Origin of the sequence: Leifsonia sp. CL147 (assembly GCF_900114565.1) — a bacterium.
Taxonomy (GTDB): domain Bacteria; phylum Actinomycetota; class Actinomycetes; order Actinomycetales; family Microbacteriaceae; genus Leifsonia.
Genome location: NZ_FOTM01000013.1, coordinates 72527 through 95378, shown reverse-complemented (window position 1 = coordinate 95378; position 22852 = coordinate 72527). Strand labels below are relative to the sequence as shown.

At 71.7% G+C, this 22852-nt stretch carries 19 protein-coding genes, 1 tRNA gene and 1 other RNA gene; 14 read left to right on the top strand and 7 right to left on the bottom strand.

Annotation, left to right across the window (positions count from 1 at the left end):
- The first annotated feature begins 1 nt into the window (after position 1).
- From BM287_RS12180 to BM287_RS12165, 4 genes are read left to right on the top strand one after another with little or no spacing between them, the layout of a single operon-like run.
- Positions 2–907: a carbohydrate ABC transporter permease gene (locus tag BM287_RS12180; protein WP_244528212.1), complete on the top strand. Its 906-nt coding sequence runs from the start codon at positions 2–4 to the stop codon at positions 905–907.
- A 28-nt stretch (positions 908–935) separates the two neighbouring features.
- Entirely contained in the window at positions 936–2114 is a 1179-nt protein-coding gene (locus BM287_RS12175) for a mandelate racemase/muconate lactonizing enzyme family protein (RefSeq protein WP_090039827.1), read from the top strand.
- Positions 2111–2449 carry an L-rhamnose mutarotase gene (locus BM287_RS12170; RefSeq protein ID WP_211772973.1) on the top strand — a complete coding sequence of 113 codons (339 nt, stop codon included), beginning with the start codon at positions 2111–2113 and terminating at the stop codon, positions 2447–2449. Before BM287_RS12175 ends, BM287_RS12170 begins: the two co-directional genes overlap by 4 nt.
- Positions 2446–3282 carry an amidohydrolase family protein gene (locus tag BM287_RS12165; protein ID WP_244528210.1) on the top strand — a complete coding sequence of 279 codons (837 nt, stop codon included), beginning with the start codon at positions 2446–2448 and terminating at the stop codon, positions 3280–3282. The genes BM287_RS12170 and BM287_RS12165 overlap by 4 nt, the downstream gene beginning before the upstream one ends.
- On the opposite strand, the gene BM287_RS12160 is transcribed toward BM287_RS12165, so the two are convergent.
- Positions 3267–4049 (bottom strand): FadR/GntR family transcriptional regulator, encoded by a 783-nt coding sequence (locus tag BM287_RS12160; RefSeq protein WP_090039831.1) that lies wholly within the window; start codon positions 4047–4049, stop codon positions 3267–3269. The two genes, BM287_RS12165 and BM287_RS12160, sit on opposite strands and share 16 nt — an antisense overlap.
- Positions 4050–4125: 76 nt before the next feature.
- On the opposite strand from BM287_RS12160, the gene BM287_RS12155 reads away from it, so the two are divergent.
- The 3 genes from BM287_RS12155 to BM287_RS12145 all read left to right on the top strand — a co-directional run bounded on the left by BM287_RS12155 (position 4126) and on the right by BM287_RS12145 (position 8252).
- A complete protein-coding gene (locus tag BM287_RS12155; RefSeq protein WP_090039834.1) occupies positions 4126–5307 on the top strand; it encodes an ROK family transcriptional regulator in 1182 nt (393 codons plus the stop codon).
- Between the two features lie 187 nt (positions 5308–5494).
- Entirely contained in the window at positions 5495–6724 is a 1230-nt protein-coding gene (locus BM287_RS12150) for a multidrug effflux MFS transporter (RefSeq protein ID WP_090039836.1), read from the top strand.
- A 772-nt stretch (positions 6725–7496) separates the two neighbouring features.
- Positions 7497–8252, top strand: coding sequence for a phosphatase PAP2 family protein (locus tag BM287_RS12145; protein WP_170857534.1), 756 nt, complete (start codon positions 7497–7499; stop codon positions 8250–8252).
- Here BM287_RS12145 and BM287_RS12140 read toward each other — a convergent pair.
- The 6 genes from BM287_RS12140 to BM287_RS12115 all read right to left on the bottom strand — a co-directional run bounded on the left by BM287_RS12140 (position 8203) and on the right by BM287_RS12115 (position 12347).
- Positions 8203–9033 (bottom strand): AraC family transcriptional regulator, encoded by an 831-nt coding sequence (locus BM287_RS12140; protein WP_090039838.1) that lies wholly within the window; start codon positions 9031–9033, stop codon positions 8203–8205. The genes BM287_RS12145 and BM287_RS12140 overlap by 50 nt on opposite strands.
- 122 nt (positions 9034–9155) lie before the next feature.
- Positions 9156–9722, bottom strand: coding sequence for a hypothetical protein (locus tag BM287_RS12135; protein ID WP_244528208.1), 567 nt, complete (start codon positions 9720–9722; stop codon positions 9156–9158).
- 129 nt (positions 9723–9851) lie between these two features.
- The gene (locus BM287_RS12130) at positions 9852–11120 is read right to left on the bottom strand and encodes a MinD/ParA family ATP-binding protein (protein WP_244528206.1); all 1269 of its coding nucleotides are present in this window, start codon (positions 11118–11120) and stop codon (positions 9852–9854) included.
- A 214-nt stretch (positions 11121–11334) separates the two neighbouring features.
- A complete protein-coding gene (locus BM287_RS12125; protein ID WP_090039843.1) occupies positions 11335–11685 on the bottom strand; it encodes a DUF202 domain-containing protein in 351 nt (116 codons plus the stop codon).
- The gene (locus tag BM287_RS12120) at positions 11682–12047 is read right to left on the bottom strand and encodes a YidH family protein (protein ID WP_090039846.1); all 366 of its coding nucleotides are present in this window, start codon (positions 12045–12047) and stop codon (positions 11682–11684) included. The genes BM287_RS12125 and BM287_RS12120 overlap by 4 nt, the downstream gene beginning before the upstream one ends.
- Positions 12048–12259: 212 nt before the next feature.
- Positions 12260–12347 (bottom strand) — tRNA-Ser (locus BM287_RS12115).
- Between the two features lie 102 nt (positions 12348–12449).
- Here BM287_RS12115 and ffs point away from each other — a divergent pair.
- The 7 genes from ffs (at position 12450) to BM287_RS12080 (ending at position 22850) form a co-directional block, all read left to right on the top strand.
- Positions 12450–12546: signal recognition particle sRNA small type (ffs, locus tag BM287_RS12110), an RNA gene on the top strand.
- A 76-nt stretch (positions 12547–12622) separates the two neighbouring features.
- Positions 12623–14026 carry a DUF1254 domain-containing protein gene (locus BM287_RS12105; RefSeq protein ID WP_244528204.1) on the top strand — a complete coding sequence of 468 codons (1404 nt, stop codon included), beginning with the start codon at positions 12623–12625 and terminating at the stop codon, positions 14024–14026.
- Between the two features lies 1 nt (position 14027).
- The gene (pta, locus tag BM287_RS12100; protein WP_090039851.1) at positions 14028–16163 is read left to right on the top strand and encodes a phosphate acetyltransferase; all 2136 of its coding nucleotides are present in this window, start codon (positions 14028–14030) and stop codon (positions 16161–16163) included.
- Complete coding sequence (locus BM287_RS12095; protein WP_090039854.1) at positions 16160–17362, top strand: acetate/propionate family kinase; 1203 nt, start codon at positions 16160–16162, stop codon at positions 17360–17362. Before pta ends, BM287_RS12095 begins: the two co-directional genes overlap by 4 nt.
- 83 nt (positions 17363–17445) lie before the next feature.
- Positions 17446–18711: an acyl-CoA thioesterase/BAAT N-terminal domain-containing protein gene (locus BM287_RS12090; protein ID WP_244528203.1), complete on the top strand. Its 1266-nt coding sequence runs from the start codon at positions 17446–17448 to the stop codon at positions 18709–18711.
- Entirely contained in the window at positions 18708–19946 is a 1239-nt protein-coding gene (locus tag BM287_RS12085; RefSeq protein WP_244528201.1) for an acyl-CoA thioesterase/BAAT N-terminal domain-containing protein, read from the top strand. The genes BM287_RS12090 and BM287_RS12085 overlap by 4 nt, the downstream gene beginning before the upstream one ends.
- Positions 19947–19994: 48 nt before the next feature.
- Complete coding sequence (locus tag BM287_RS12080) at positions 19995–22850, top strand: DNA polymerase III subunit gamma and tau (protein WP_090039863.1); 2856 nt, start codon at positions 19995–19997, stop codon at positions 22848–22850.
- Positions 22851–22852 lie beyond the last annotated feature (2 nt).

The following is a 22852-nucleotide window of genomic DNA, read 5'->3' as shown; positions in this document are numbered from 1 at the left end:
CATGACCGCTCTCACCGGCGAGCGTCGCCGTCTCCCCAGCCTGCGCGGCTGGAGCGGCCGCTCCATCGCAGGCGTCGTGCTGGTCGTCTTCGTCCTGTTCTTCGCCATCCCCATCGTCTGGCTCCTGTTCGCGGTGACCAAATCGGCCAACGCGCTCATCGTCGCCAACCCGTTCTCGGTCGGGTCGTGGGGCGACTTCGTGGCGAACTGGAACCAGCTGTTCGGCTTCCAGGACGGCGCGGTCATCACCTGGATCGGCAACTCGGCGCTGTACTCGCTCGGCGCGCTGGTCATCACGCTGCTGGTCAGCATCCCGGCCGGCTACGCCCTCGCGCTGACCGAGTTCCGGCTCCGCCGGGCCCTTCTCGTGCTGACCCTCGTCGTGATGCTGATTCCCAGCACCGCTCTGGTGCTGCCGATCTTCCTCGAGCTGAACAGCGTCGGGCTGATCGGGAGCCCGCTGTCGGTCATCCTGCCCATGTCGTTCTTCCCGTTCGGGGTGTACCTCACCTACATCTACTTCTCGACGAGCATCCCGCGGGATCTGCTGGCAGCGGCCCGGATCGATGGATGCTCCGAGTTCCAGGTGTTCACGCGGGTGGCCTTGCCGCTCGCCGCTCCGATCGTCGCGCTGGTGGCGTTCTTCAGCTTCGTGCAGAACTGGAACAACTTCTTCCTGCCGTTCGTCATGCTGCCCTCCAGCGACGGCTACCCCATTCAGGTCGGGCTCACGACGCTGCTCGCGTCGACCCCGGCATTCAACCCCAGCTCGGCGGGATCCGACTCCGTCCAGCTCCCCACCCTGGCCCTGGCGACCATCGTGTCCATCCTCCCGGTCCTCATCGTCTTCCTCTTCTCGCAGCGATTCCTCGTCACGGGTATGACGGCAGGGGGGACCAAGGAATGACCGCGTCGCCGAAGAAGGAGAACCACCGATGAAGATCACCGGCTACCGCAGCCTCGCGACGGTCCACGACTGGGGCCGGGTCACCGGCGACGTCAACGGGGTGCACAGCGGAGACACCACTCCTGTGCCTGTGCTGATCCTGGAGACGGACAGCGGGCTGGAGGGGATCGGCGTCGGCGCGCATCCCGATGTCGCCCGCGTTTTCCCTGCCGTGGAGGGCGAGGATCCGCGCTCCGTCGTCGCCCTGTACGACCGGATGCTCGACTGGGTGTTCAAGGCCGGTCACTCCGGCAGCACCTTCGGCACCATCGGCGCGATCGACATGGCGCTCTGGGACCTCAAGGCGAAGGCGGCGGGGGAGCCGCTGTGGCGCATGCTGGGGGCCCGCGAGCGCTTCGTCCCCGGGTACGCCTCGGGCCTGGAGTACGGCCTGACCGACGACGAGCTCGCGCAGCTGTACGGACGGTTCGCCGACCGCGGCTTCAAGGCCGGCAAGCTGAAGGGCGGCCGCGACCTCGACCGCGACCTGCCTCGGCTGGAGATCATGCGGGAGGTGCTCGGCCGCAACTCCCGGCATCCCGCCCTCATGTTCGACGTCAACGAGTCGTGGAACCACGCGCAGGCGGCTCGCTACATCGGCGCGATCGAGGAGCGGATGGATCTCACCTGGGTGGAGGAGCCGCTCCGGCGCTGGGACGCGGCCGGTATGGCCGCCCTGCGCGGCAAGATCCGCGCGGCGATCGCGAGCGGCGAGAACCTCACCGGGCTCGAGCAGTACCGTCCACTGCTGGACGCGAACGCGCTCGACATCGTGCAGGTCGGCAACGTGTGGGGCATCACCCACTTCCTGCGGGTGGCGACCCTCGCGCACGGCCACGACCTCCCGGTCAGCCCGGTCGCGTACAACACGAACCCGATCGCGCATGCCGCTGCCGCCGTCCCGAACCTGCTCACCTTCGAGGTGCAGGACCTGGGATTCCCGGTGGGACTGGATGTGGACCAGCAGTTCGACGACGGCGGCATCGTCCTCGGCGACCGGCCCGGCATCGGCATCGTCGTCGACGAGTCCCTGCTCTCCAGCGACAGCGGTCAGGCCGTTCCGCCGGCGACCGGTCCGCACATCCGTCCGGAGCGTGCAGCCTTGCGCCTGGTGGCCGAGCCCGATGTGATCGACGACCCGACCGTCCCGCTGAGGCCCGTCTCGTGACCGCGGAACCGCGGCGCTTCGGCATGGTCGTCGGGGTGCGGCCGGAGAAGCGCGAGGAGTACCTGGAGCTGCACCGTTCGGTGTGGCCCGAGGTGGAGGCGGCGCTGGTCGAAGGCAACATCCGCAACTACAGCATCTACGTCTTCGGTGACGTGCTGTTCGCGTACTACGAGTACGTCGGCGACGACTACGAAGCCGACATGCGCCGGCTCGACGCGGACCCGATGACGCAGCGCTGGCTGACCCACACCGATCCGTGCCAGGTCAGGGTCGCGGACGAACGCAACCCGGGGGCGCTCTGGCAGCCGCTCGACGAAGTGTGGCACCTGGGGTGAGCGAGCGCATCGACGCCCATGTGCATCTGTGGAACCGGGCCCTCGACCCGCAGGACTGGATCGACCCGGACTCTATGGCCGTCATCGACCGTGACTTCGGCACCCCGGAGCTCGCCACGATGCTCCAAGCGACGGGGATGGAGCGGGCGATCGTCGTCCAGGCGAGCAACAGCCTGGGGGAGAGCCGGCGGCTCGCACGCTGCGATCCTCGCGTCGTCGCCGGGCTGGTGGCCTGGGCCGACCTGAGCGCGGACGTCGCAGCCCAGCTCGAGAGCGTGCGGGACGCAGCGACGGTCCCGGTCGTCGGTGTGCGGCACCTCGCGCACATCGACCCGGATCCCCAATGGATGCTCGGAGCGTCCGTCGCCACCGGCTTCGCCGCGCTCGCCGACGCGGGACTGGTGTTCGACCTCGTGGTGCGCGAGTGGCAGCTGCAGCAGGCGTCGGCCCTGGCCCGCCGTCATCCGTCGCTTCGGTTCGTCCTCGATCACCTCGGCGGACCGCTCGCGGAGGACGCGGAACCGGCCCGCTGGGAGCGGGGGATCCGCGAGCTGGGCGCGCTTCCGAACGTGTGGGCCAAGCTGTCGGGTCTGACGTCCGGTCTCGTCCCGGGCGCGTGGAGCGCGGAGGACCTTCGGCCGCTGGTCGAGACGGCCCTCGACGCCTTCGGGCCGGGTCGGCTGCTGTACGGCTCGGACTGGCCGCTGGCCGAGCTGGGCGGGGGAGCGCCGGCCTGGCGGGATGCCGCCGGGCGGCTGCTCGGGAGCCTGTCGGCGGCGGAGAGGGATGCCGTGCTCGGCGGCACCGCGGCCGCGGTCTACTCGCTCGGCTGAGCCTTCTTGGCGGCCTTCGCCCGCGGCGCGTGGTCGGGCAGCCTCCGTCGCTCCCACGACACGTGGATGTGGTCGTGCATCGCCTTCTCCGCGCCCGGGGCATCCCCGCGGCCGATGGCCTCCACGATGGCGGCGTGCTCGTCCAACGTCAGGGCGACCGCATCCGGCGGATTGATGCCCTGGTAACGGGTGGATTCGACGGCCCGCTTGTACAGGTGCTTCGCGATGTTCTCGGCCAGCCGGTTGCCCGAAATCTCCATCAGGGCGTAGTGGAAGATGACGTCCGCCTGGCGGAAGGAGTCCGTCTCGGACTCGCTCGCGCGCATCGCGGTGAGCGCGTTCTCGAGCCGGAGGAGCTCCTCGGAGGTGTGCGACTGGGCCACGGCGGCGGCCATCGCGGACTCCAGGCTCGCGCGCACGATCGTCAGCTCGTCGAGCACGCCGAGGCTCTCGTCGTTGTCGATGAGGGCGGACAGCACCACCGGGTCGAGCATGTTCCAGTACCCCGGAGCGAGGACCTGCGTGCCGCGGCCCTGCGACACGATGACGAGCCCCTTCTCCTCGAGCCGCTTGACCGACTCCCGCAGCACGGTACGGCTCACGCCGAAATGCTCGCTGAGCGGGCCTTCCGGCGGAAGGAGGTCGCCCTCCTTCAACTGCCCGGTGACGATGAGCTCCACGAGCTCCGCCACGACGGCGACTCCGAGGCGTGCCGCGGGCAGCCGCTGGGGGATCAGCCGGGAGGCGGCCATCGCGTCGAGTGCCATACGTATGACCTTACCGCCGCCGAGCCGGACGCGGCAGAGCGGCCACGGCCGCGACGACGATACAGTTACGGGGAAAATGAATGACAGGGCGAGCACGGGGACCAACCTCGACACGGTGCGGAGGCACAACCTCGCCACCGTGCTCGGACTCGTGCATCGCGAGGGTCCGCTGGCCCGCTCGGCGCTCACCCAGGCGACCGGGCTCAACCGGTCGACCGTCGGCGCTCTCGTCGGCGAGCTCGCCGATCTCGGCCTCGTGCAGGAGCGCGAGCCGGAGGCGAGCAACCGGGTCGGCCGCCCGTCGCCGGTCGTCGCTCCCGATGGGCGCGTCGTCGCGCTGGCCCTCAACCCGGAGATCGACGCCATCACCGTCGGAGTGGTGGGACTGGATGCGAGCGTGCAGCGGCGCGTCCGGTTCCCGGCCGCGCGCATCCCGACCGCGGCCGAGGCCGTGCGGATCGCCGCGGCGGTCATCGACGGACTCCGGCCGGAACTGTCGGCCGCGACGCGCGTCGTGGGGATCGGCGTCGCCGTCCCCGGCCTGGTGCGCGAGGACGACGGCGTCGTCCGTCTCGCCCCGCACCTGGAATGGGCGGAGGAGCCGTTCGCGGCGGAGCTGGCCGCGGCGACGGGGTTCCCGGTCCGCGCGGCGAACGATGCGAGCCTCGGCGCCAACGCCGAGCGCCTGTTCGGCGCCGGCCGGGGCGCCAGCGACCTGGTGTACCTGAACGGCGGCGCGTCGGGCATCGGCGCCGGTGTCATCGCCGGTGCCGTCCCGCTGACCGGCATCAGCGGCTACGCCGGCGAGCTCGGTCACACCCTCGTCAACTCGGCGGGCGTGCGCTGTCACTGCGGCGCGATCGGGTGCCTCGAGACGGAGGTGAGCCAGGGGGCGCTGCTGCGCGTCCTGGGGATGGAGGCGGCCGACCCGGAGGAGCTCGAGCGCGCGCTGACGGCGGCGGTCGCCGCCGGCGAGCCGCAGGTCACGGCCGAGGTGGAGCGCCAGCTCGGGTTCCTCGCGACGGCCCTGCGCACCGCGACGAACGTGTTCGACCCCCAGCTGATCGTGCTCGGCGGGTTCCTCGGCGCCCTCCACGGGCTGGACCCGGAGCGCCTGCCGCGCCTCGTCTCCGCACAGGCGCTGGCCGCGAGCGCCGAGCGGCTGTCGATCGTCCGCGCGGAACTCGGCTCGGACATCCTGATGATCGGTGCGGCCGAACTCGCCTTCGGGCCACTGCTGGCGGCTCCGGCCTCCTGACCGCTATTCGAATGTGTACGTTCACATTCGGGCCGGAGCGCGTATAGGATTGGTTCCAGCCGTCGATCGAATCGATTCGAGGCTCCCACACAGCACCGCCTGCCGCGCGGTGCTGTTGTCATTGCGTCCGATGGCGGGCGGTGATGCCCTCCCAGCCCGTCCGCACTCGATTACCAAGGACTCTTTCGTGACCACCGTCGTGCATCCCGGAGACTCGCTCTCCGGTCGTCAGCGCCTCGCGTACATCCTCGTCTTGGGTGCGCTGACCGCACTCGGCCCCTTCACCATCGACACCTACCTGCCGGCGCTGCCCACGCTGCAGACCGACTTCGACGTCTCCACGGCCGCGATCCAGCTGACCCTGACGGCGACGACCATCGGATTCGCCGTGGGGCAGCTGCTCGTGGGCCCGTGGTCGGACAAGGTCGGCCGGCGGATGCCGCTGATGGTCGCGACCGCGGTGCACATCATCGCGTGTCTCTCCGCGGCGCTCGCGCCCAACGTCGAGCTGCTCGGCGTGGCCCGCACCCTGCAGGGCATCGGAGCCGCGGCCGGCGGTGTCGTCGCGATGGCGATGGTCCGGGACCTGTTCGGCGGTCGCCCGCTGGTGAGGATGCTGAGCCGCCTGGCCCTCGTCAACGGCCTCGCGCCGGTCCTCGCGCCCGTGCTCGGTTCGACGCTGCTGCTGGTGATGCCGTGGCGCGGCATCTTCGTGGTGCTCGCCGCGTACGGCCTGTTCGTCCTGGTCTGCGTCGCCCTCTGGATCGTGGAGACGCTCCCGAAGGCCCGTCGCCATGACGCCGGCCACGCCACGGTCGGCCAGCGCTACCGGTCGGTGCTCAGCGACCGGGTCTTCGTCGGGATCGCGATCGTCGGCGCCGCCAACTTCACCGGCCTGTTCTCCTACCTGTCGTCGAGCTCGTTCATCTTCCAGGAGATCTATCGCTTCAACGCCCAGGAGTACGGCCTCCTGTTCGCCGTCAACTCGATCGGCATCATCATCGGGGTGCAGTCCTCCGCACGGCTCACCAAGTACGTCGGGCCGCAGTGGATCCTCGCCTGCTCGACTGTCGTGATGCTCGCCGCCTCGGTGCTGATCGTCGTGCTCGACCAGGCGCACGTCGGACTCTGGGGGACCGTCGTCCCGCTCTGGTTCTTCATCGCCGCCTGCGGCTTCGGCTTCCCGTGCGTCCAGGTGCTCGCGCTCAACGGCCACGGGCACGAGGCCGGGACGGCGGCGAGCCTGCTCGGCGCGCTCAACTTCGGGACCGCCGGCATCGTCTCGCCGGTCGTTGGCATCCTGGGCGTCGGCAGCGCCGCCCCGATGGGAGCCGTCATGGCGATCTGCGCCGTCGTCTCGATCGCCTCCCTCTGGCTGGTCGTCCGCCCCCGCAGCGTGCCCGAACTGGCGCACTGACCCCTCGGGCCGGGGCCTCCGGCCGGGGCCTCCGCCCGGGCCCTCGGCCTGGCCCTCCGGCCGGGCCCTCCGGCCGGGCCTTCCGGCCGGGCCTTCCGGCCGGGCCCTCGGCCTACGGCGCCCGGTTCCTCCGCTCTCCATCTGCCGAGGTGCTCGTTGTTGCATCCGACACGCCGCTGCGGACTGCAACAACGAGCACCTCGCGGAATCCGAGCCGTCCGAACCCGAGCCGTCCGAATCCAAGCCGTCCGAATCCAAGCCGTCCGCGCCGGAACCGCCGCTCGTGCCGAGTCCGTCGGCGCGACCGTCTCCCAGCTCTCCACCTGCCGAGGTGCTCGTTGTTGCGTCCGACACGCCGCAGCGGACTGCAACAACGAGCACCTCGCCAAAGCCGGGCGGTGCGAAGCCGAGCTGTCCGCGCCGAGCTGTTCGCGCCGAGCGGTGCGAAGTCGGGCCGTCCGCGCCGGGACCGCCGTCGCGCCGGGCCGTCCGCGCCGGGACCGCCGTCGCGCCGGGCCGTCCGCGCCGGGACCGCGGTCGCGCCGAGTCGTCCGCGTGGCCGTGTCCGTGCGCTCCGTCCGCCGAAGTGCTCGTTGTTGCGTCCGACACGCCGTTGCGGACTGCAACAACGAGCACCTCGGGGGACCGGGCCGCCCTCGGGGGGCCGAGCCGCCCTCGGGGGACCGGGCCGCCCTGGGGGGGACCGGGCCGCCCTCGGGGGACCGAGCCGCCCTCGGGGGACCGGGCTGGGGACCGCGGGTACGTTGGCGGTATGAGCACGCAGCAGCCCGCTGTCCCGCCGGGGGACGCCGAGGGCCACGACGTCGTCAAGGCGGCGCGGGTCACCCGGCGGTGGCCGGTGATCGCAGGCTCCGTCGCCGTCGCGCTCGTGGTCGGTCTCGGAGCGATCATCGCGTTGCGTCCGCACGAGCCGTTCAGCATCGATGCCGAGTGGATGGGCGAGATCGTCGAGCACCGCTCCCCGCTCTGGCTGGGGCCGGCCCTGTTCTTCAACTACGTCGGGGGAGGCATCCTCGGCTCGATGGTCATTCCTGTCCTGATCGTCCTCCTGCTCCTCGCCTTCCGCCGGCCGTGGGGCGCGACGTTCTTCGCGGCCGCGAGCATCGTCTCAGTCGCGTGCGTCCAGCTGCTGAAGCACACCGTCGACCGCGCACGGCCTACCGAGATCCTCGTGCACGTCGACACCGGTTCATTCCCGTCCGGGCATACAGCCAATGCGGCCACGATGGTCGTCGTACTCGGCATCCTGTTCCCCCGGGTCTGGGTGTGGATCGTGGGCGTGATGTGGGCGGTCCTGATGGCGGTGAGCAGAACCTACCTCGGCGCGCACTGGATCAGCGACACGGTCGGAGGGCTGCTGCTGGGAGCGGCCGTCGCGGTGATCGTATGGACGCCGCTGGCCTACCGCCTCGCGGCGGAGGCGACGGCTCCGCATCCGTTCTTCCTCGGCAGGAAGGTCACGGCCGACTCTGCGCGGCCGCGTAGACGCCGGGAGTCGCGCCGATGACCGTGCGGAACTCGCGGCTGAAGTGCGCCTGATCGGCATAGCCCAGCTCGGCAGCGAGCATCGCGAGGGACGGCGGATCCTGCGAGCGCAGCGCGGCCGCCGCCTCCTGCAGCCGGTAGCGCTGGATCAGCCACTTCGGCCCGAAGCCGATGTGGCCGGCGACCAGCCGTTGGAGGTGGCGGACGCCGAGGCCGAAGCGGACGGCCAGGTCCTCGACCCGCAGCAGCGAACGATCGCTTTCGACCTCGGCGACGATCCGGCCGACCAACCGCGCGTCCTCGTCCGGCTCGGACCGGCCATCCAGCCAGGACTGGAATGCCTCGATCGCGCCCTCGTCGTCGCCGCATGACATGCGGTCGCGCACCGCGAGCGTCAACTGCGGCGTTCCGGATGCCACGAGCCGGTCGAGCGGCGTGGCGGCGGGGAGGCTGCGCACGGACACGCCCGCCCAGTTCCGCGCCACTCCCGGGTTCAGGAGGACGCCGAACGCCCATCCCGAGCCTTCGAGCGTGCGCGAGCCGGCTCCCCGCTGCGCGCGGTACAGTGCGGCCGCGTGGGGCTCGATCACGAGGTTCGCGGTCGGGTACTCCAGCACATCCTGACGGACGCCGGCGGAGGGCGGCAGCTCCCAGCGCGGGAGCCAGTAGTGACGCACGAAGAGGCTCGCCCGGCCGACGGCGGCATGGCGTGCGATGATCACCGGCGGGGGGAGTGCGGAGTCCGTCCGCTGCGGTGTCAGCAGCCCCTTGCTGCGCGGCTCGGCATGGATGCGGGCGGTCACGCTGTCATCCTGGCACGGGCGCTCCGGCCGCGCTGCTCATCGGCCGCACGCCTGCGCCGCTCATCGGCCTCACGGGCGCTCCGGCCGCGCCGCTCATCGGCCGCACGGACCCTGCCCCGCGGTCAGCGTCCGAGCGGGATCCGCTCGAACCAGTACAGCGCGCGCGGCCACGCGCGCCGCACCTGATTCATCGTCATGGGTTCTGCGGGGCGCGTCACGGGCACCTCGAACTCCTCCGCCACGCGCTCCATGTCCGCCTCGGACCAGAACTGTCCGCGCATCCGGATCAGCAGCCGGCCCTGGCGCGACACCACGAACAGCTGAGGGAGGATGTCGAGGGTGCTGCCCTCGTAGACCTGCACGAGGATGACCTCGCCGGGCTCGCTGACGCCGACGTGGAGGGTCCGCCCGAAGAATCCGCGCTCGTGCACGCCGGACGGGCCGAGGGTGATCGTCGTATTGAGGAACGACGTCACCCCGGATACGGTCGCGACGACCACGATCACGTGGGCGACGAGGACGAACGGCCAATCGCCAGACGGCAGGGCCAGCCAGTACAGGACCGCGAAGACCGGTGTCGTCAGCGCGAGCACAGCCATGATCCCGCGAAGATACAGCTGCCGGCGGGGGCGCAGGACGCTCCGCCGGGCCGCCTCCGCGCCCGTGCCCACGTCCGTCTGCTCGCTCACCTGATGAGCATCGCCTATGTCGGAGCCCTCCGGTAGCGGCATTTTGGGGGACACCCGGATGAGGGTGTCGACCGCTGAGGACGGGTCAGCGCGTGCACTCGGAAGCACGGCGGCCGACGAGGAGCGCCGCTACAGCCCCTCGGCTACGGCAGCCGCCGCGTGCAGCCAGGCGCGCTGGGTCCCCGGCGCGAGCGCCTCGAAGGACAGCCGCCCGCCGTGCATCTCCGGATCGAACGGGATGGTGACCGCGCGCCGGGCGAGCGGCTGGAAGCCCGTGGCGACCCGCCGGACGTCGGAAGCCGGTCCGGTGCGCTCCGACTGGGAGACGATGACGACGGCGTCCCGCGCCAGGCGAGCCGAGTTGGCATCGCGCTGCATCAGCGCCTCGAGGAGCAGAGCTCCGGCCTCCGCGTGCTCGCCGAGCGCCGTGGTCGCGATGACGAGCTGGTCGGTGTGGTCGATCATCCGGAGCCACCGCTCGGCGGACTCGTCGTTGCCGCTGTCGATGATGACCAGGCGGTAGAACTTGGTGGCGACGGCATGGAGGCGGTCGAAATCCGCACTCGAGATCCGCTGCTCGGTCGCGAGCATGGTCGGGTTCGACCGGAGCACGTCGTACTTGTCCGCGTTCTGGTGGTGCATGTAGTGCCCGATGTCGGCGGTACGGGCGCCTGCGGAGAGCAGGGTGCCGGCTGCAGGAAGCAGGGACTGCACCGTGGCATCGTGGTGGTCCTTCTCGGTCCGCCATCCGAGCGTTCCTCGGGTCTCGTTGTTGTCCCAGGCCAGCACGCCCGAGCCGCCGTTTCGTGCGAAGACGGCGGCGAGGAGGGCCGTCGTGGGCGTCTTGTTCGCGCCGCCCTTCCCGTTCACGATCGCGATCGTGCGCGGGCCGGCCCAGTGACGGCTCACCGCATCCCGCTCGGCACGTTCCCGCAGCTCGGCTGCCGACGGTCCGAGGGGGACGCCCGCGCGGGCCAGCGCTCCACGGATTCCGTGCCGGGCCCGGTCCGGGCGCGCGCGCTCCACCCGGAGGAACGACTCGCGAGGCGGAGCCTCCCGGAGGGGCGCGGGGTCGGGGTCGGGGTCGAGGTCGGGGTCGGGGTCGAGGCCGGGGTCGGGGTCGGGGTCGGGGTCGGCGGACAGTGCCTCCTCGTCGCCGATGCTGCCGTCGGGCTGCACCGCGAGCAGCCAGTCGCCCTCCTCGTCGGAGACCATCAGCTGCACCGGCCGGCCCGCCGCGGCCGCGATCTCGCCCACACGGCCGAGCACAGCCTCCCGCAGTCGCTGGGTGCTCTCCTCGGCGAAGCGTTCCCGGACGCCGTCGACGATGAGCTCCCCGGTCGCGTCCGGGGCGAACCGCGCGCTGAGCTGGGGGGAGGGGGACAAGTCGAGGGTCACAGTGTTCCTTCCGCGGTCCAGCCGATGAGAGAGCACAGACCGGAACCGGACGATAGACCGCTTTCCGGCGGCGGTCCAGCCTCGCTCAGGCGCTTGTCAGGCTCCCCCCCCAGTGCGAATCGAAGGAGATCGGGTGCCGAATCTCCTTCATTCGGCAGTAGTGAAGGGGATTCGAACGGCATTCATGCGAATCTCCTTACGTTTCGACCAGCAGCTACCGGATGTCGCGGCTGAAGATGACCACAGCGACGGCTGCGATGCTGATCACGCCGGCACTGACCGCGAAGAGGGCGAGCGCGCCGATCAGGCCGCCTGCCGCGAGGGGCTCACGGTCGCCGTCGCCTTGGAGGCTGCTGTGATGCGATCGATAACGTCGCTGGATCGCCACCAGCAGCAATCCGGCGCAGACCGCACCCGTGACCCCCAGGAGGGCCGACCACGCCCCGAAGAACTCGGGGAGGATGCGTGTGGCCACCAGCGAACCGGCGAGAAGCGCCAGGCAGGTCCGCCGCCAGGCGAGTGCCGTCCGTTCGGCTTGGAGGCCGGCGTCGACCGGGCCGTTCATCGGACCAGGACGCCGATGAGGACGAGGATTCCGACAGCCGTGACGACGACGGTGAGGAAGATCGTCAGCGGTGCACTGGGAAGGGGGGCCTCCTGACGGAGCGCGGACTCGGTCCGTTTCCAGCCGAACCACGCCTGGATCGGCGTGACGAGGCCGGCGACCAGCAGCAGCAGCGAGGCCGCCAGGCGGAAGCCGGGATGGATGCCGAGGCTGAGCGCTTCCAGGGCGACGCCGCTCGCCAGCAGAGCGAGTCCCGTGCGGATCCAGGCGAGGAAGGTGCGCTCGTTGGCCAGGCTGAACCGGGCATCGGGTTCGCTTCCGGTGCCGAAGACGGACCGGGGGAATCGCTTGTCAGCAGGCATGGGCGTGGATGGCACGATGCGTTCTCCTTTTCTGGTGATCACGCTAGACCGACAGCACGGAATCCTTCGTCGGACCCGGCGGAGAATGGGGGATTCGAGCCCCCTCTGAATGCTGTGAGCGCACCCAGCGGCGCATCACGGAAATGGCGGAGAATAGGAGATTCGAACTCCCTGTGAACGCTGTGCGCGCACCCCGCGGCGCATCACGAAAATGGCGGAGAATGGGGGATTCGAACCCCCGAGGGCTTGCACCCAACACGCTTTCCAAGCGTGCGCCATAGGCCACTAGGCGAATTCTCCTGGCGTCGCCTTCCGCTCTCGCGGCCGACGGCTCACAGTATCCTACGTGATCCGCGGCGGTGCTCGCGCACGCGTCATCCAGCGCCAGCCGCTACAATGATTCCCGGCTCCCCACGTGGCGCCATCCAGGCCAACTCCCCCAGGGCGGAAACGCAGCAAGGGTAACCGGGCTCTGGCGGGTGCGTGGGGAGTCTTTTCTTGTGCAGCCGCAGGCCACCCGCTCCGCGTATATTGTGCGCGATGGTGCCGGGTCTTCTACGCGCTGTAGAATGATCGTGTCTTCCAGTGGATCGATGGACGGACGGGATGCGGACGTGACTGAGGAGTTGACCGAGCTGGCGACCGAGGCCTACGTCGTCGGCTTCCCGCTGGTCCTCGACCTGGAGCAGGTCGTCCGGTTCACCGGGCACGGGATCGATGGCGTGCCTCCCGCGCCCTTCAACTCCTTCGCGCATGAACGCCGCCTGCCGCGACCGGAGGACGCGGCCGTCTCGGCCGACCCCGACATCCTGTTCTCCATCGCGCAGGTCGACCTCGGCGCTGGGCCGATCCGGCTGACCGTGCCCGCAGCGGTGGAGCGGTACCACGTGCTCCAGTTCGTGGACGCGTGGACCAACAGCTTCGCCTACCTCGGGACGCGCGCGACCGGTGGCCACGGAGGCGAGTTCCTGCTCCTCCCGCCCGAGGCTGACATGCCTGCAGCGGAGCCCGCTACGGAGCGGGATGGCGGCACGGAAGCGGATGCACCGCGCCCGCGCGCCATCCGCTTCCCCACCCGCGTCGCCACGATCGTGGGGCGCTGGGCTGTCGACGGCGAGGACGACCTCCCGGCGGTTCACGCCTGCCAGGACGCGCTGGTCCTGACACCGCTCGGCGCTTCGCCTGCGGAGGGCGTTCCGCTGGTCCCCGCCGAGGCCAGCGAGGCCCTCGACTTCTTCGAGAAGCTGCGCACCTGGTCGCAGGCGTTCCCGCCGGCGGAGCGCGACCAGCCCGCGCTCGACTCGTACGCCCCGCTCGGGCTGCTCAGCCCGTATCCGCTCACCGAGCAGCCGGACAGTGTGCGCGACGCCCTCGAGACCGGCTACGCGCTCGGCAAGGAGGCGCTCGAGTCGGCCCTGCGGCCGGTGGGCGTGGACGTCGACCACTGGCGGGTCGACCTCCACGTGTTCGACTACAACCTCGACTTCTTCGAGGTCGGCGCCATCGACGCACCGGAGTGGAAGGTCCCGGACCCCCGGACCCGGTACGCGCACCGTGCGACGGCGGCGCTCGGCGGACTGTGGGGCGACCACGCCTACGAGGTGGCCGAGTTCACGACCGAAGAGGACGCGGACGGCGAGCCCCTCACCGGCGAGCACAGCTACCGCCTGCGACTGCGCCCGACCCCGCCGGTCGGCGCGTTCTGGTCGCTGACGATGTACGATCTCCCGCTCCACCACCTCGTCCCGAACGTGCTCGGGCGGTACTCGGTGGGGGAGAGGACGCATGGGCTCGAGTACGACGACGACGGAGGACTGACCATCACGATGAGCGCCGACCGACCGACCGACGAGAAGGCCGCCGCCAACTGGCTGCCGGCGCCCGCTGGACGCTTCCGCCCGATCCTGCGCCTCTACGTGCCGGGCGACGAGGTGCTCGACGGGCGTTACCGGGTCCCTGCGATCGAGCGGATCGCCTGACGTGGCGCGCTCGATCTACATCACGTCGGCCGAGGGCCACACGGGCAAGTCGACGGTCGCGCTCGGGGTCCTGGAGTCACTCCGCCACTCGGTCGGCCGGGTCGGCGTGTTCCGCCCGGTCGCGCGTTCGACGGCGGAGCGGGACTACGTGCTCGAGCTGCTCCTTCAGCGGGTCACCGCGGAGATCACCTACGAGGAGGCGCTGGGGGTCGGCTACGACGATGTGCACGCCGACGCGGATACCGCGCTCGCCGAGATCGTACGACGCTTCCGGGCCGTGGAGGCGCGGTGCGACACGGTCGTCATCCTCGGCTCGGACTACACCGACGTCGGGAGTCCCACCGAGCTGGGCTACAACGCCCGGATCGCCGCCAACCTGGGAGCGCCGGTGCTGCTCGTCCTCGGCGGCCGGGTCGGCCAGGGCTTCGGCGAGCGCCTCGGCCAAGCCGACCCGCGCACGCCGGAGGAGCTCCGACAGCTCGCCGAACTGGCGATCGCCGAGCTGCGCACCGCCCACGCCGGGCTCCTCGCGGTCGTCGCCAACCGCTCGGACGAGGCGCACCTCCCGGAGATCGTGGCGGCGGTCGGCGCGGCCGTCGGTGCTGCGGCCGTCGTCGCGGGCAGCGACGACCGTCCTCCGGTGTGGGCCATCCCCGAGGACCCGTTCCTGGTCGCTCCCAGCATCCGCTCGATCATGGACGAGACCGGCGGGAGCCTGGTCGCCGGCGAGGAGGCGCTGCTGGCGCGCGAGGCCCTCGGGGTCGTCGTCGCCGGCATGTCGATGAACAATGTCCTGCCGCGGCTGGTGGAGGGCTCGGTCGTCGTCGTGCCCGGCGACCGCACCGAGGTTCTGCTCGCGGTGGTCATGGCCAACGCTTCCGGAACGTTCCCCTCCATCGCCGGCATCGTCCTCAACGGGGGATTCGACCTTCCCGAGCCGATCGAGCGCCTGCTCGGGGGCCTCCGTTCGCCCCTGCCGATCGTGCGCACCAGCCTCGACACCTACGACACGGTCGTACGGATCACGCACGCGCGGGGCCGGCTGGCCGCCGACTCGCAGCGCAAGTACGACACCGCGCTCGCCCTGTTCGAGCGGCACGTGGATGCGGATGCGCTGCTCGCGCGTCTCAACGTCTCGCGGCACGAGGTCGTCACGCCGCTGATGTTCGAGTACGACCTGATCGAGCGCGCGCGCGAGGTGAAGAAGCACATCGTGCTGCCCGAGGGCGAGGACGACCGCATCCTGCGCGCCGCCCACACGCTGCTGAGCCGCGGGGTCGCCCGGCTCACCATCCTCGGGGAGCCGTTCGAGGTGCGCTCGCGGGCGATCGAGCTCGGCCTCGACCTGGCGGAGGCGGACGTGCTCAGCCCGTTCGACGACGTACTGCGGCTCCGTTTCGCGAACGAGTACGCCCGGCTCCGCACCCACAAGGGGATCACCGTGGACCAGGCGGCCGACACGGTCACCGACCCCTCGTACTTCGGCACCATGATGGTGCACCTGGGGCTCGCCGACGGGATGGTGTCCGGCGCCGCCCATACGACGGCGCACACCATCCGGCCCGCGTTCGAGATCATCAAGACGACGCCGGGGGTCTCGGTGGTCTCCAGCGTCTTCCTCATGGCCCTGGCCGACCGGGTGCTGGTCTACGGGGACTGCGCGGTCATCCCGGACCCCACCTCCGAGCAGCTGGCGGACATCGCCGTCTCGTCGGCCAGGACCGCCGAGCAGTTCGGGATCGAGCCGCGCGTCGCGATGCTGTCCTACTCCACCGGGGACTCGGGCGCCGGCGTCGACGTCGACAAGGTGCGCGTCGCGACGGAGCTCGTCCGGCAGCGGGCGCCGCAGCTCGCGGTGGCCGGGCCCATCCAGTACGACGCGGCAGCGGATGCGGCGGTCGGGGCCGCCAAGATGCCCGGCTCCGAGGTCGCGGGGCGCGCGACCGTGTTCATCTTCCCGGACCTGAACACCGGCAACAACACCTACAAGGCGGTGCAGCGGAGCGCGGGCGCCGTCGCGATCGGACCGGTCCTCCAGGGGCTGCGCAAGCCGATCAACGACCTCTCCCGCGGGGCCACTGTGGACGACATCGTCAACACGGTCGCCATCACGGCCATCCAGGCGGCACTCTCGTGAGCGCGGTCCTCGTCGTGAACAGCGGCTCGTCCTCATTCAAGTACCAGCTCATCGACAGCGAGTCCGAGGAGTCGCTCGCATCGGGGCTGGTGGAGCGCATCGGAGAGGGGATGGGCAGCGCGACGCATCGGGGACCGCGCGGCACCTCGGAGCGCTCGCTCGAGATCCCCGACCATACGGCCGGCTTCGGCGTCATGCTCGACGCCTTCGCCGCAGAGGGGCCGAGCCTGGAGCAGAACCCGCTGGAGGCGGTCGGGCACCGGGTGGTGCACGGCGGCAAGCGCTTCTTCGAGCCGACCATCGTCACTCCGCTCGTCGAGATCAACATCGAGGACCTCTCCGAGCTGGCTCCGCTGCACAATCCGGCGAATCTGGAGGGCATCCGGGCCGCGAAGAAGGCCTTCCCGGATGTCCCGCACGTCGCGATCTTCGACACGGCCTTTCACCAGACCATGCCGCCGCCTGCGTACACGTACGCGATCGACGCGGAGGTGGCCGAGCGTCACCGCGTCCGGCGGTACGGCTTCCACGGCACCTCGCACAAGTTCGTCTCCGAAGCGGCGGCCGCGTTCCTCGGCCGGCCGCTCGGCGAGCTGCGGCAGATCGTGCTGCATCTCGGGAACGGCGCCTCCGCCTGCGCCGTCGACGGCGGCCGCTCGGTCGAGACCTCGATGGGGATGACACCGCTCGAGGGGCTCGTGATGGGCACGCGCTCCGGCGACCTCGATCCGGCAGTGCTCATCCACCTCGCCCGGCGCGCGCAGCTCTCGACCGACGACCTGGACGAGCTGCTCAACCGGCGCAGCGGGCTCCTCGGCCTCTCCGGGCGCAGCGACATGAGGGATGTGCGCGAGGCCGCAAACGCAGGAGACGAGTCCGCGCGGTTGGCGCTGGAGGTCACCATCCATCGGCTCAAGCACTACCTCGGGGCGTACGTCGCCCTGCTCGGCGGCCTCGATGTGCTGACCTTCACCGCCGGGATCGGCGAGAACGACACCGCCTTGCGCGCCGACGTGCTCTCCGGGCTGGAGGTGCTCGGCATCCGGCTCGATCCCGAGCGGAACGGGAGCGCGTCGCGGGAGGCGCGGGTCATCTCCACGGACGACTCGCCCGTCACCGTCCTGGTGGTGCCGACGAACGAGGAACTGGAGATCGCCCGGCAGTCGGTGCAGGCTGTGCGTGGGACCACCGGAGGCTGACGGGAGCACAGGCCATGCGGCGAAGGCGCGGCGAGGGCGGGCGGCAGGGGATGCCGCGGACCTTACGCGCGCGGTGCGCTCGCATGGCGGTCACGGCGATCGCGGTGGCACTCCTCGCCTCGGCCTGCACGTCGGACTTCGGGGGGAGCGCGCGTTTCCTCTTCGGCCGGTCAGGAGACGGGATCGCTCAGCCCGTCAGCATCCAGGTCACGGGGCTCGAACCGGACGAACCGGTCGTCCTCAGGGCGCAGGCGCACATCGGGTCGGGATCGTGGTCCTCCCGAGCCGTGTACATGGTGCCGCCGGACGGCCGTATCCAGCTGTCGACGCAGGAGCCTGTGGCGGCGCCGTACCCCCGTCCCGACCCGGCGGGCCTGCTCTGGAGCATGACCGGTCCGCCGCTCAGCCAGCAGCAGCTGGAGGCGGAGTGGGCCTTCGGAAGTCTCGACGTCGGATTCACTGCGGAGCAGGGCGGGAGGCTGGTCGCCTCCACCGTGCTTCACCGTCCGCCGCTGGCGACCGGGACGCGCGACCGCGATGTGCTCGGGAGCGATCTGGCAGCGACGGGCGACCCGGACGCGTCCGGCTTCGCGCCGACCGCCCGGGTCGGGGCGCTGGTGTCCGCGCTGCCGACGCCGGTCGACCTGCGGCCGGGCGTCATCCTGATCGACGGCGACGAGGGCGGAGCCTCCGGAGCATTCGCCGCACACATGATCGCGTCGGCCGGTTTCCCCGTGTTCGTGCTGCCCGCCTTCGTTCCGGCGGGACAGATCCCGGGCTCGGCCGCGCTCTCCGTCGAGACGTTCGATGCGGCGCTCGCGTGGTTCTCCTCCCTGGCGATCGTGGACGAGGACCGCATCTTCGTCTACGGGACCGGTGCGGCCTCCGCCCTCGCCCTGTGGTTCGCGGCGAACGAGCCGTCCCGCATCCACGGCGCCATCGCCGCCGACGGCGCCACCGCGCTGCAGTGCACGTCTGCCTCGGGGAGCCCGTTGCTCATCCAGCACGGGCTCCCGCTGCCCTGCGCCAATCCGGACCGCACGATCGCCGGGACGGACATCCTGCCGCTGGTGCGCATCCCCGGTCCGCTCGTGCTCGCCTGCGGCACCGGCGACCGGCTGCTACCCACGGCGTGCGCCTGGACGCGGGCGGGACAGCTGGCGCGCGGGAACCAGGAAGGCGACACCTTCCTCTATGCGCAGGGAGCGGGCCACGACATCACGACGCCTCCGCTGCTGCCGATCGGTCTCAGCGACCTGCCGCCGCTCACCGCCCAGGCGACCGAAGCGGCGCGCGCCCAGTTCTGGACTGTCGTCATCGACAAGCTCAACGGGGCGATGCGCCCGTGAGACGGGTGGCGGCGGCGGTCGTGCTGGTACTCGCCGCGCTGGCCGCCGTGACGGGATGCTCGGGCTCCGCGGCGGGCGGGCCGCGCATCGAGGCGAGCGACGAACCGAGCGAAGTGTGGCAGCCGGTGCACCTCCGCCTGGTCGCGCTCCCGCCCGGCGAACGGGTGACCGTGCAGGCGCACGTCGCCTCCGTGGTGCTGGGCGGGCCGTCGTGGAGCTCGGAGGCGGTGTACGCCATCCCTTCGTCCGGCGTCGTGGACCTCGATCACGATGTCCCCCTGGAGGCGCCGTTCACGGGAGCGGACGGGATGGGCCTGTTCTGGTCGCTGCGCAGCGACAACGGGGATCCGGCGACGTCGCAGGAGCAGTGGGCCGGGTCGACGCTGACCGTCGAGCTCGACGCCCTCGTCGACGGACGGCGGATCGCTGTGCGGCGGCTGCATCGCGTGGGGCTGTCGTCGGTGGCGCCCTCGCGCGCCGTCTTCGACGACGGCATCACCGGGGACTACTTCGCGCCGGCCCGCGGGGTCCGCGCCCCCGGTCCGGCCGTCCTGGTCTTCGACGGGACCGAGCCGGACGTGCAGACCGGCATCCTGGCCGCTGCGACGCTCTCGGCGATGGGGTATCCGGCCCTCGCCCTGTCGACCTATGGATCGGCCGGGCAGCTGGAACCGGTCCGCACGCTCCCGGCCGAGCGGGTCGTCGCCGCGCTCGGCTGGCTGCGCGCGCAGCCGGGGGTCGACCCGCGGCGCGTGTTCGTCTTCGGCGCCTCCCGGGGAGCGCAGCTGGCGTTGTGGACCGCCGCCGCGCATCCCGAGCTGGTGTACGGCGCCATCGCGCCCGCCGGCACCACGGGCCTGGTCTGCCCGTCGCCGGTTCCGGTCCCGGCCGTGACGGTGGGCGGGGCGTGGGTCCCGTGCGTCAGCGGTACCCGGGAGGTGTCGCCGGCGTCCGTGCTCGACCTCCGGCGCATCCCGGGACCCGTCATCCTGGGATGCGCCGGCCGCGACGAGCAGCTCGACAACGGCTGCCAGTGGCTCGACGCCGCTGCGGCCCTCCGGCCGGCGCACGGGGGCGACGCGTATGTCCGGGCGCCGCAGTCGGGACACGTCTTCTACACGCCGCCGTACACGCCGCTGTACCTGCCTCCGGCACCCCAGGCGCAGGCGACGGAGGACGCCCGCGTGACGCTGTGGTCGGCCATCGCCCGGGCGCTGAACGTCCGCGGCCCCTGAACGGCCCGGGCCCACCCGAATGTCGGCGGCGGTGAGTACCATGTGTGAGTGGTAACCGCCCTGTATCGCCGCTATCGGCCCGACACCTTCGCCGAGATGATCGGCCAGTCCCAGGTGACGGAGCCGCTGATGACGGCGCTGCGCACCAACCGCGTCAATCACGCCTATCTCTTCTCGGGTCCGCGCGGCTGCGGCAAGACCACCTCCGCGCGCATCCTGGCCCGCTGCCTCAACTGCGCGGAGGGCCCCACCGACACCCCCTGCGGGAAGTGCGCGAGCTGCATCGAGCTGAGCCGCGACGGCAGCGGTTCGCTCGACGTGGTCGAGATCGACGCCGCGAGCCACAACGGTGTGGATGACGCCCGCGACATCCGCGAACGCGCCATCTTCGCGCCGGCCCGCGACCGCTACAAGATCTTCATCCTCGACGAGGCGCACATGGTCACCCCGCAGGGCTTCAACGCTCTGCTCAAGATCGTGGAGGAGCCGCCGGAGCACGTGAAGTTCATCTTCGCGACGACGGAGCCCGAGAAGGTCATCGGCACCATCCGCTCCCGCACGCACCACTACCCGTTCCGGCTCGTTCCTCCGGCCCAGATGCTGGAGTACGTGCAGAGCCTGTGCGACAGCGAGGGGATGACCGTCGCTCCAGGCGTCCTGCCCCTCGTCGTCCGCGCCGGCGGCGGTTCGCCGCGCGACACGCTCTCGCTGCTCGACCAGCTGATGGCCGGCTCCGAGGGCAGTGCGATCGAGTACGAGCGGGCGGTCGCCCTCCTCGGGTACACGCACGCGGCGCTGCTCGACGACGTGATCGACACGATCGCGGCCCGGGATGCGGCGGGCGCCTTCGCGGCGGTCGACCGCGTCATCCAGACCGGGCAGGATCCGCGGCGCTTCGTCGAAGACCTGCTGGAGCGGCTGCGCGACCTCATCGTCGTCGCCGCGACGAGCGTCGAGGGTGCAGCCGCGGTCCTGCGGGGAGTGCCCCAGGACGAGCTCGACCGGATGGGCGTGCAGGCCATGAAGTTCGGCGCGGCCGAACTCAGCCGCGCGGCCGACATCGTCAACGCCGCGCTCACCGAGATGACCGGCGCCACCTCGCCGCGACTCCACCTGGAACTGATGATCGCGCGCGTCCTGGTGCCCTCGAGCGACGAGAGCGAGCGGGGCGCGCTCGCGCGCGTCGAGCGGCTGGAGCGCCGCGTCGGCGTCAGCGACGCGGTCGGCCCGGGGCGGGCGGCGCAGCCGGAACGCGCGCCTGCTGCGGCTGCCGTAGCTGCCGTGGCGGAGTCGCCGGCCGCGGGGTCCGCTGTTTCGTCGCAGAGCGCTGCCGGGGCGCGGGCCGGCGAGGTGCGGGCCGGCGAGCTGCGGAGCCCGGAGGGGCGGGCCACTGAGGGGCGGGCCACTGAGGGGCGGACCACTGAGGGGCGGACCACTGAGGGGCGGACCACTGAGGGGCGGACCACTGAGGGGCGGACCACCGGGGGGCCGACCTCCGAGGGGCAGACCTTGGAGGGGCAGACCGCTGAAGGGCGGACCGCCGAGGCGCCGGCCTCCCAGACGGGCCGGTCTTCCCAGTCCCCGGAATCGCCCGCGCCTGCCGCCGGGCCGAGTGCGGCCGCACCGACGGCCGCGGTCGTCGGAGCGGTGACGACGCAGCAGGTGAAGGACGCCTGGCCGCAGATCCTCGATGCGGTGCAGCGCGCCAAGCGCAGCGCCTGGATGGTCGTCTTCACCGCTCAGGTCCGCTCGCTGAACGGGGACGTGCTGACGCTCTCCTTCCCGAGCGAGAACGACGTGCAGAGCTTCCGTCAGCCCGAAGCCGGCGGCGCACCGGGCGTCAGCGAGTACCTCCGCCAGGGAATCGTCGACGTGCTCGGCATCCGGGTGAAGTTCATCGCCCGGGCCGACTCGACGCCCGGACCGGGCGCAGCGCCCCGCCCCTCGGCGGGAGCGCCGACCGTGCCCGTGGCCGAGACCTGGCCGGGAGCGGACTCCTCCGGCCTGCGTGCAACGGCCGAGGCCTCCGCTACTGCCGGGTCGGCCGTGCCGGCCAGCACCGCATCCGGCGCGGACCCGGCGCACACCGGTGGGGCGCCCGCTGCCTCAGCGGCATCCTCGTCTCTGGGGCAGGCAGGGCCTGCCTCGGCGGGGTCGTCCTCCGTTGGGCCGGCCGGGCCTGCCTCGGCGGCTCCCGATTCCGCTGCGATCGTCACCGAGTGGGCGACCGTGACCATTCCGTCCGCGTCTGCGCAGGATGCGGGCTCATCGATGCCTGTGAACGCGACCGCTTCCGTGGCGACGATGGAGCGGCCCGCCGAGACCGCGACTGCATCCGCTCCAGCGGCCTCGGACCGGACTCCGGCTTCACGCGGAGAGGCCGCTCCGGACGAGCCGCCCTACGACGACGTCCCGCCGCCCGAGATCGAGCCGCCGTTCGAGCCTCCGGTCCCCGAGGAGCCGGCCGGGGACTGGGCAGCGGCCCCGACCGCCGCCGCCCGCCCGGCGCGACCCGCTTCCGCGCTGGCGGCCTCGGCGCCCCCCGCTGCTGCACCCGTCGCCTCGACGCCTTCCGCGCCCGCGACCCCGGGGGCCGCTACCTCCGCGCGCGCCGCCTCCGTGCCCTCCGCTTCCGCTTCCGGAGCCTCCGTGCCCTCCGCTTCCGGAGCCTCCGCGCCCTCCGCTTCCGCTTCCGGGGCCTCCGCTTCCGGAGCCTCCGCGCCCGCGCCCTCCACCGCGGCACCCGGCGTCCCAGCGCGCTCGGCGTCGGCCCCGGCCGCGGCCGGGTCCCGTACGCCCACGTTCCAGCAGCCTCAGCGCTACGGCGAGGCCGTGGTGCGCGAGATCCTGGGCGCCACCTTCATCGAGGAGCAGCCCGCGCCTCCCAATCCCGGGATGAGGTAGGC

Bases quoted from the DNA above. Each gene is read 5' to 3' on its own strand.
- BM287_RS12180 (WP_244528212.1), top strand. From the start codon at position 2: ATGACCGCTCTCACCGGCGAGCGTCGCCGTCTCCCCAGCCTGCGCGGC.
- BM287_RS12175 (WP_090039827.1), top strand. From the start codon at position 936: ATGAAGATCACCGGCTACCGCAGCCTCGCGACGGTCCACGACTGGGGC.
- BM287_RS12160 (WP_090039831.1), bottom strand. From the start codon at position 4,049: ATGGCACTCGACGCGATGGCCGCCTCCCGGCTGATCCCCCAGCGGCTG.
- BM287_RS12155 (WP_090039834.1), top strand. From the start codon at position 4,126: ATGAATGACAGGGCGAGCACGGGGACCAACCTCGACACGGTGCGGAGG.
- BM287_RS12145 (WP_170857534.1), top strand. From the start codon at position 7,497: ATGAGCACGCAGCAGCCCGCTGTCCCGCCGGGGGACGCCGAGGGCCAC.
- BM287_RS12125 (WP_090039843.1), bottom strand. From the start codon at position 11,685: ATGAACGGCCCGGTCGACGCCGGCCTCCAAGCCGAACGGACGGCACTC.
- BM287_RS12120 (WP_090039846.1), bottom strand. From the start codon at position 12,047: ATGCCTGCTGACAAGCGATTCCCCCGGTCCGTCTTCGGCACCGGAAGC.
- BM287_RS12090 (WP_244528203.1), top strand. From the start codon at position 17,446: ATGGCGGTCACGGCGATCGCGGTGGCACTCCTCGCCTCGGCCTGCACG.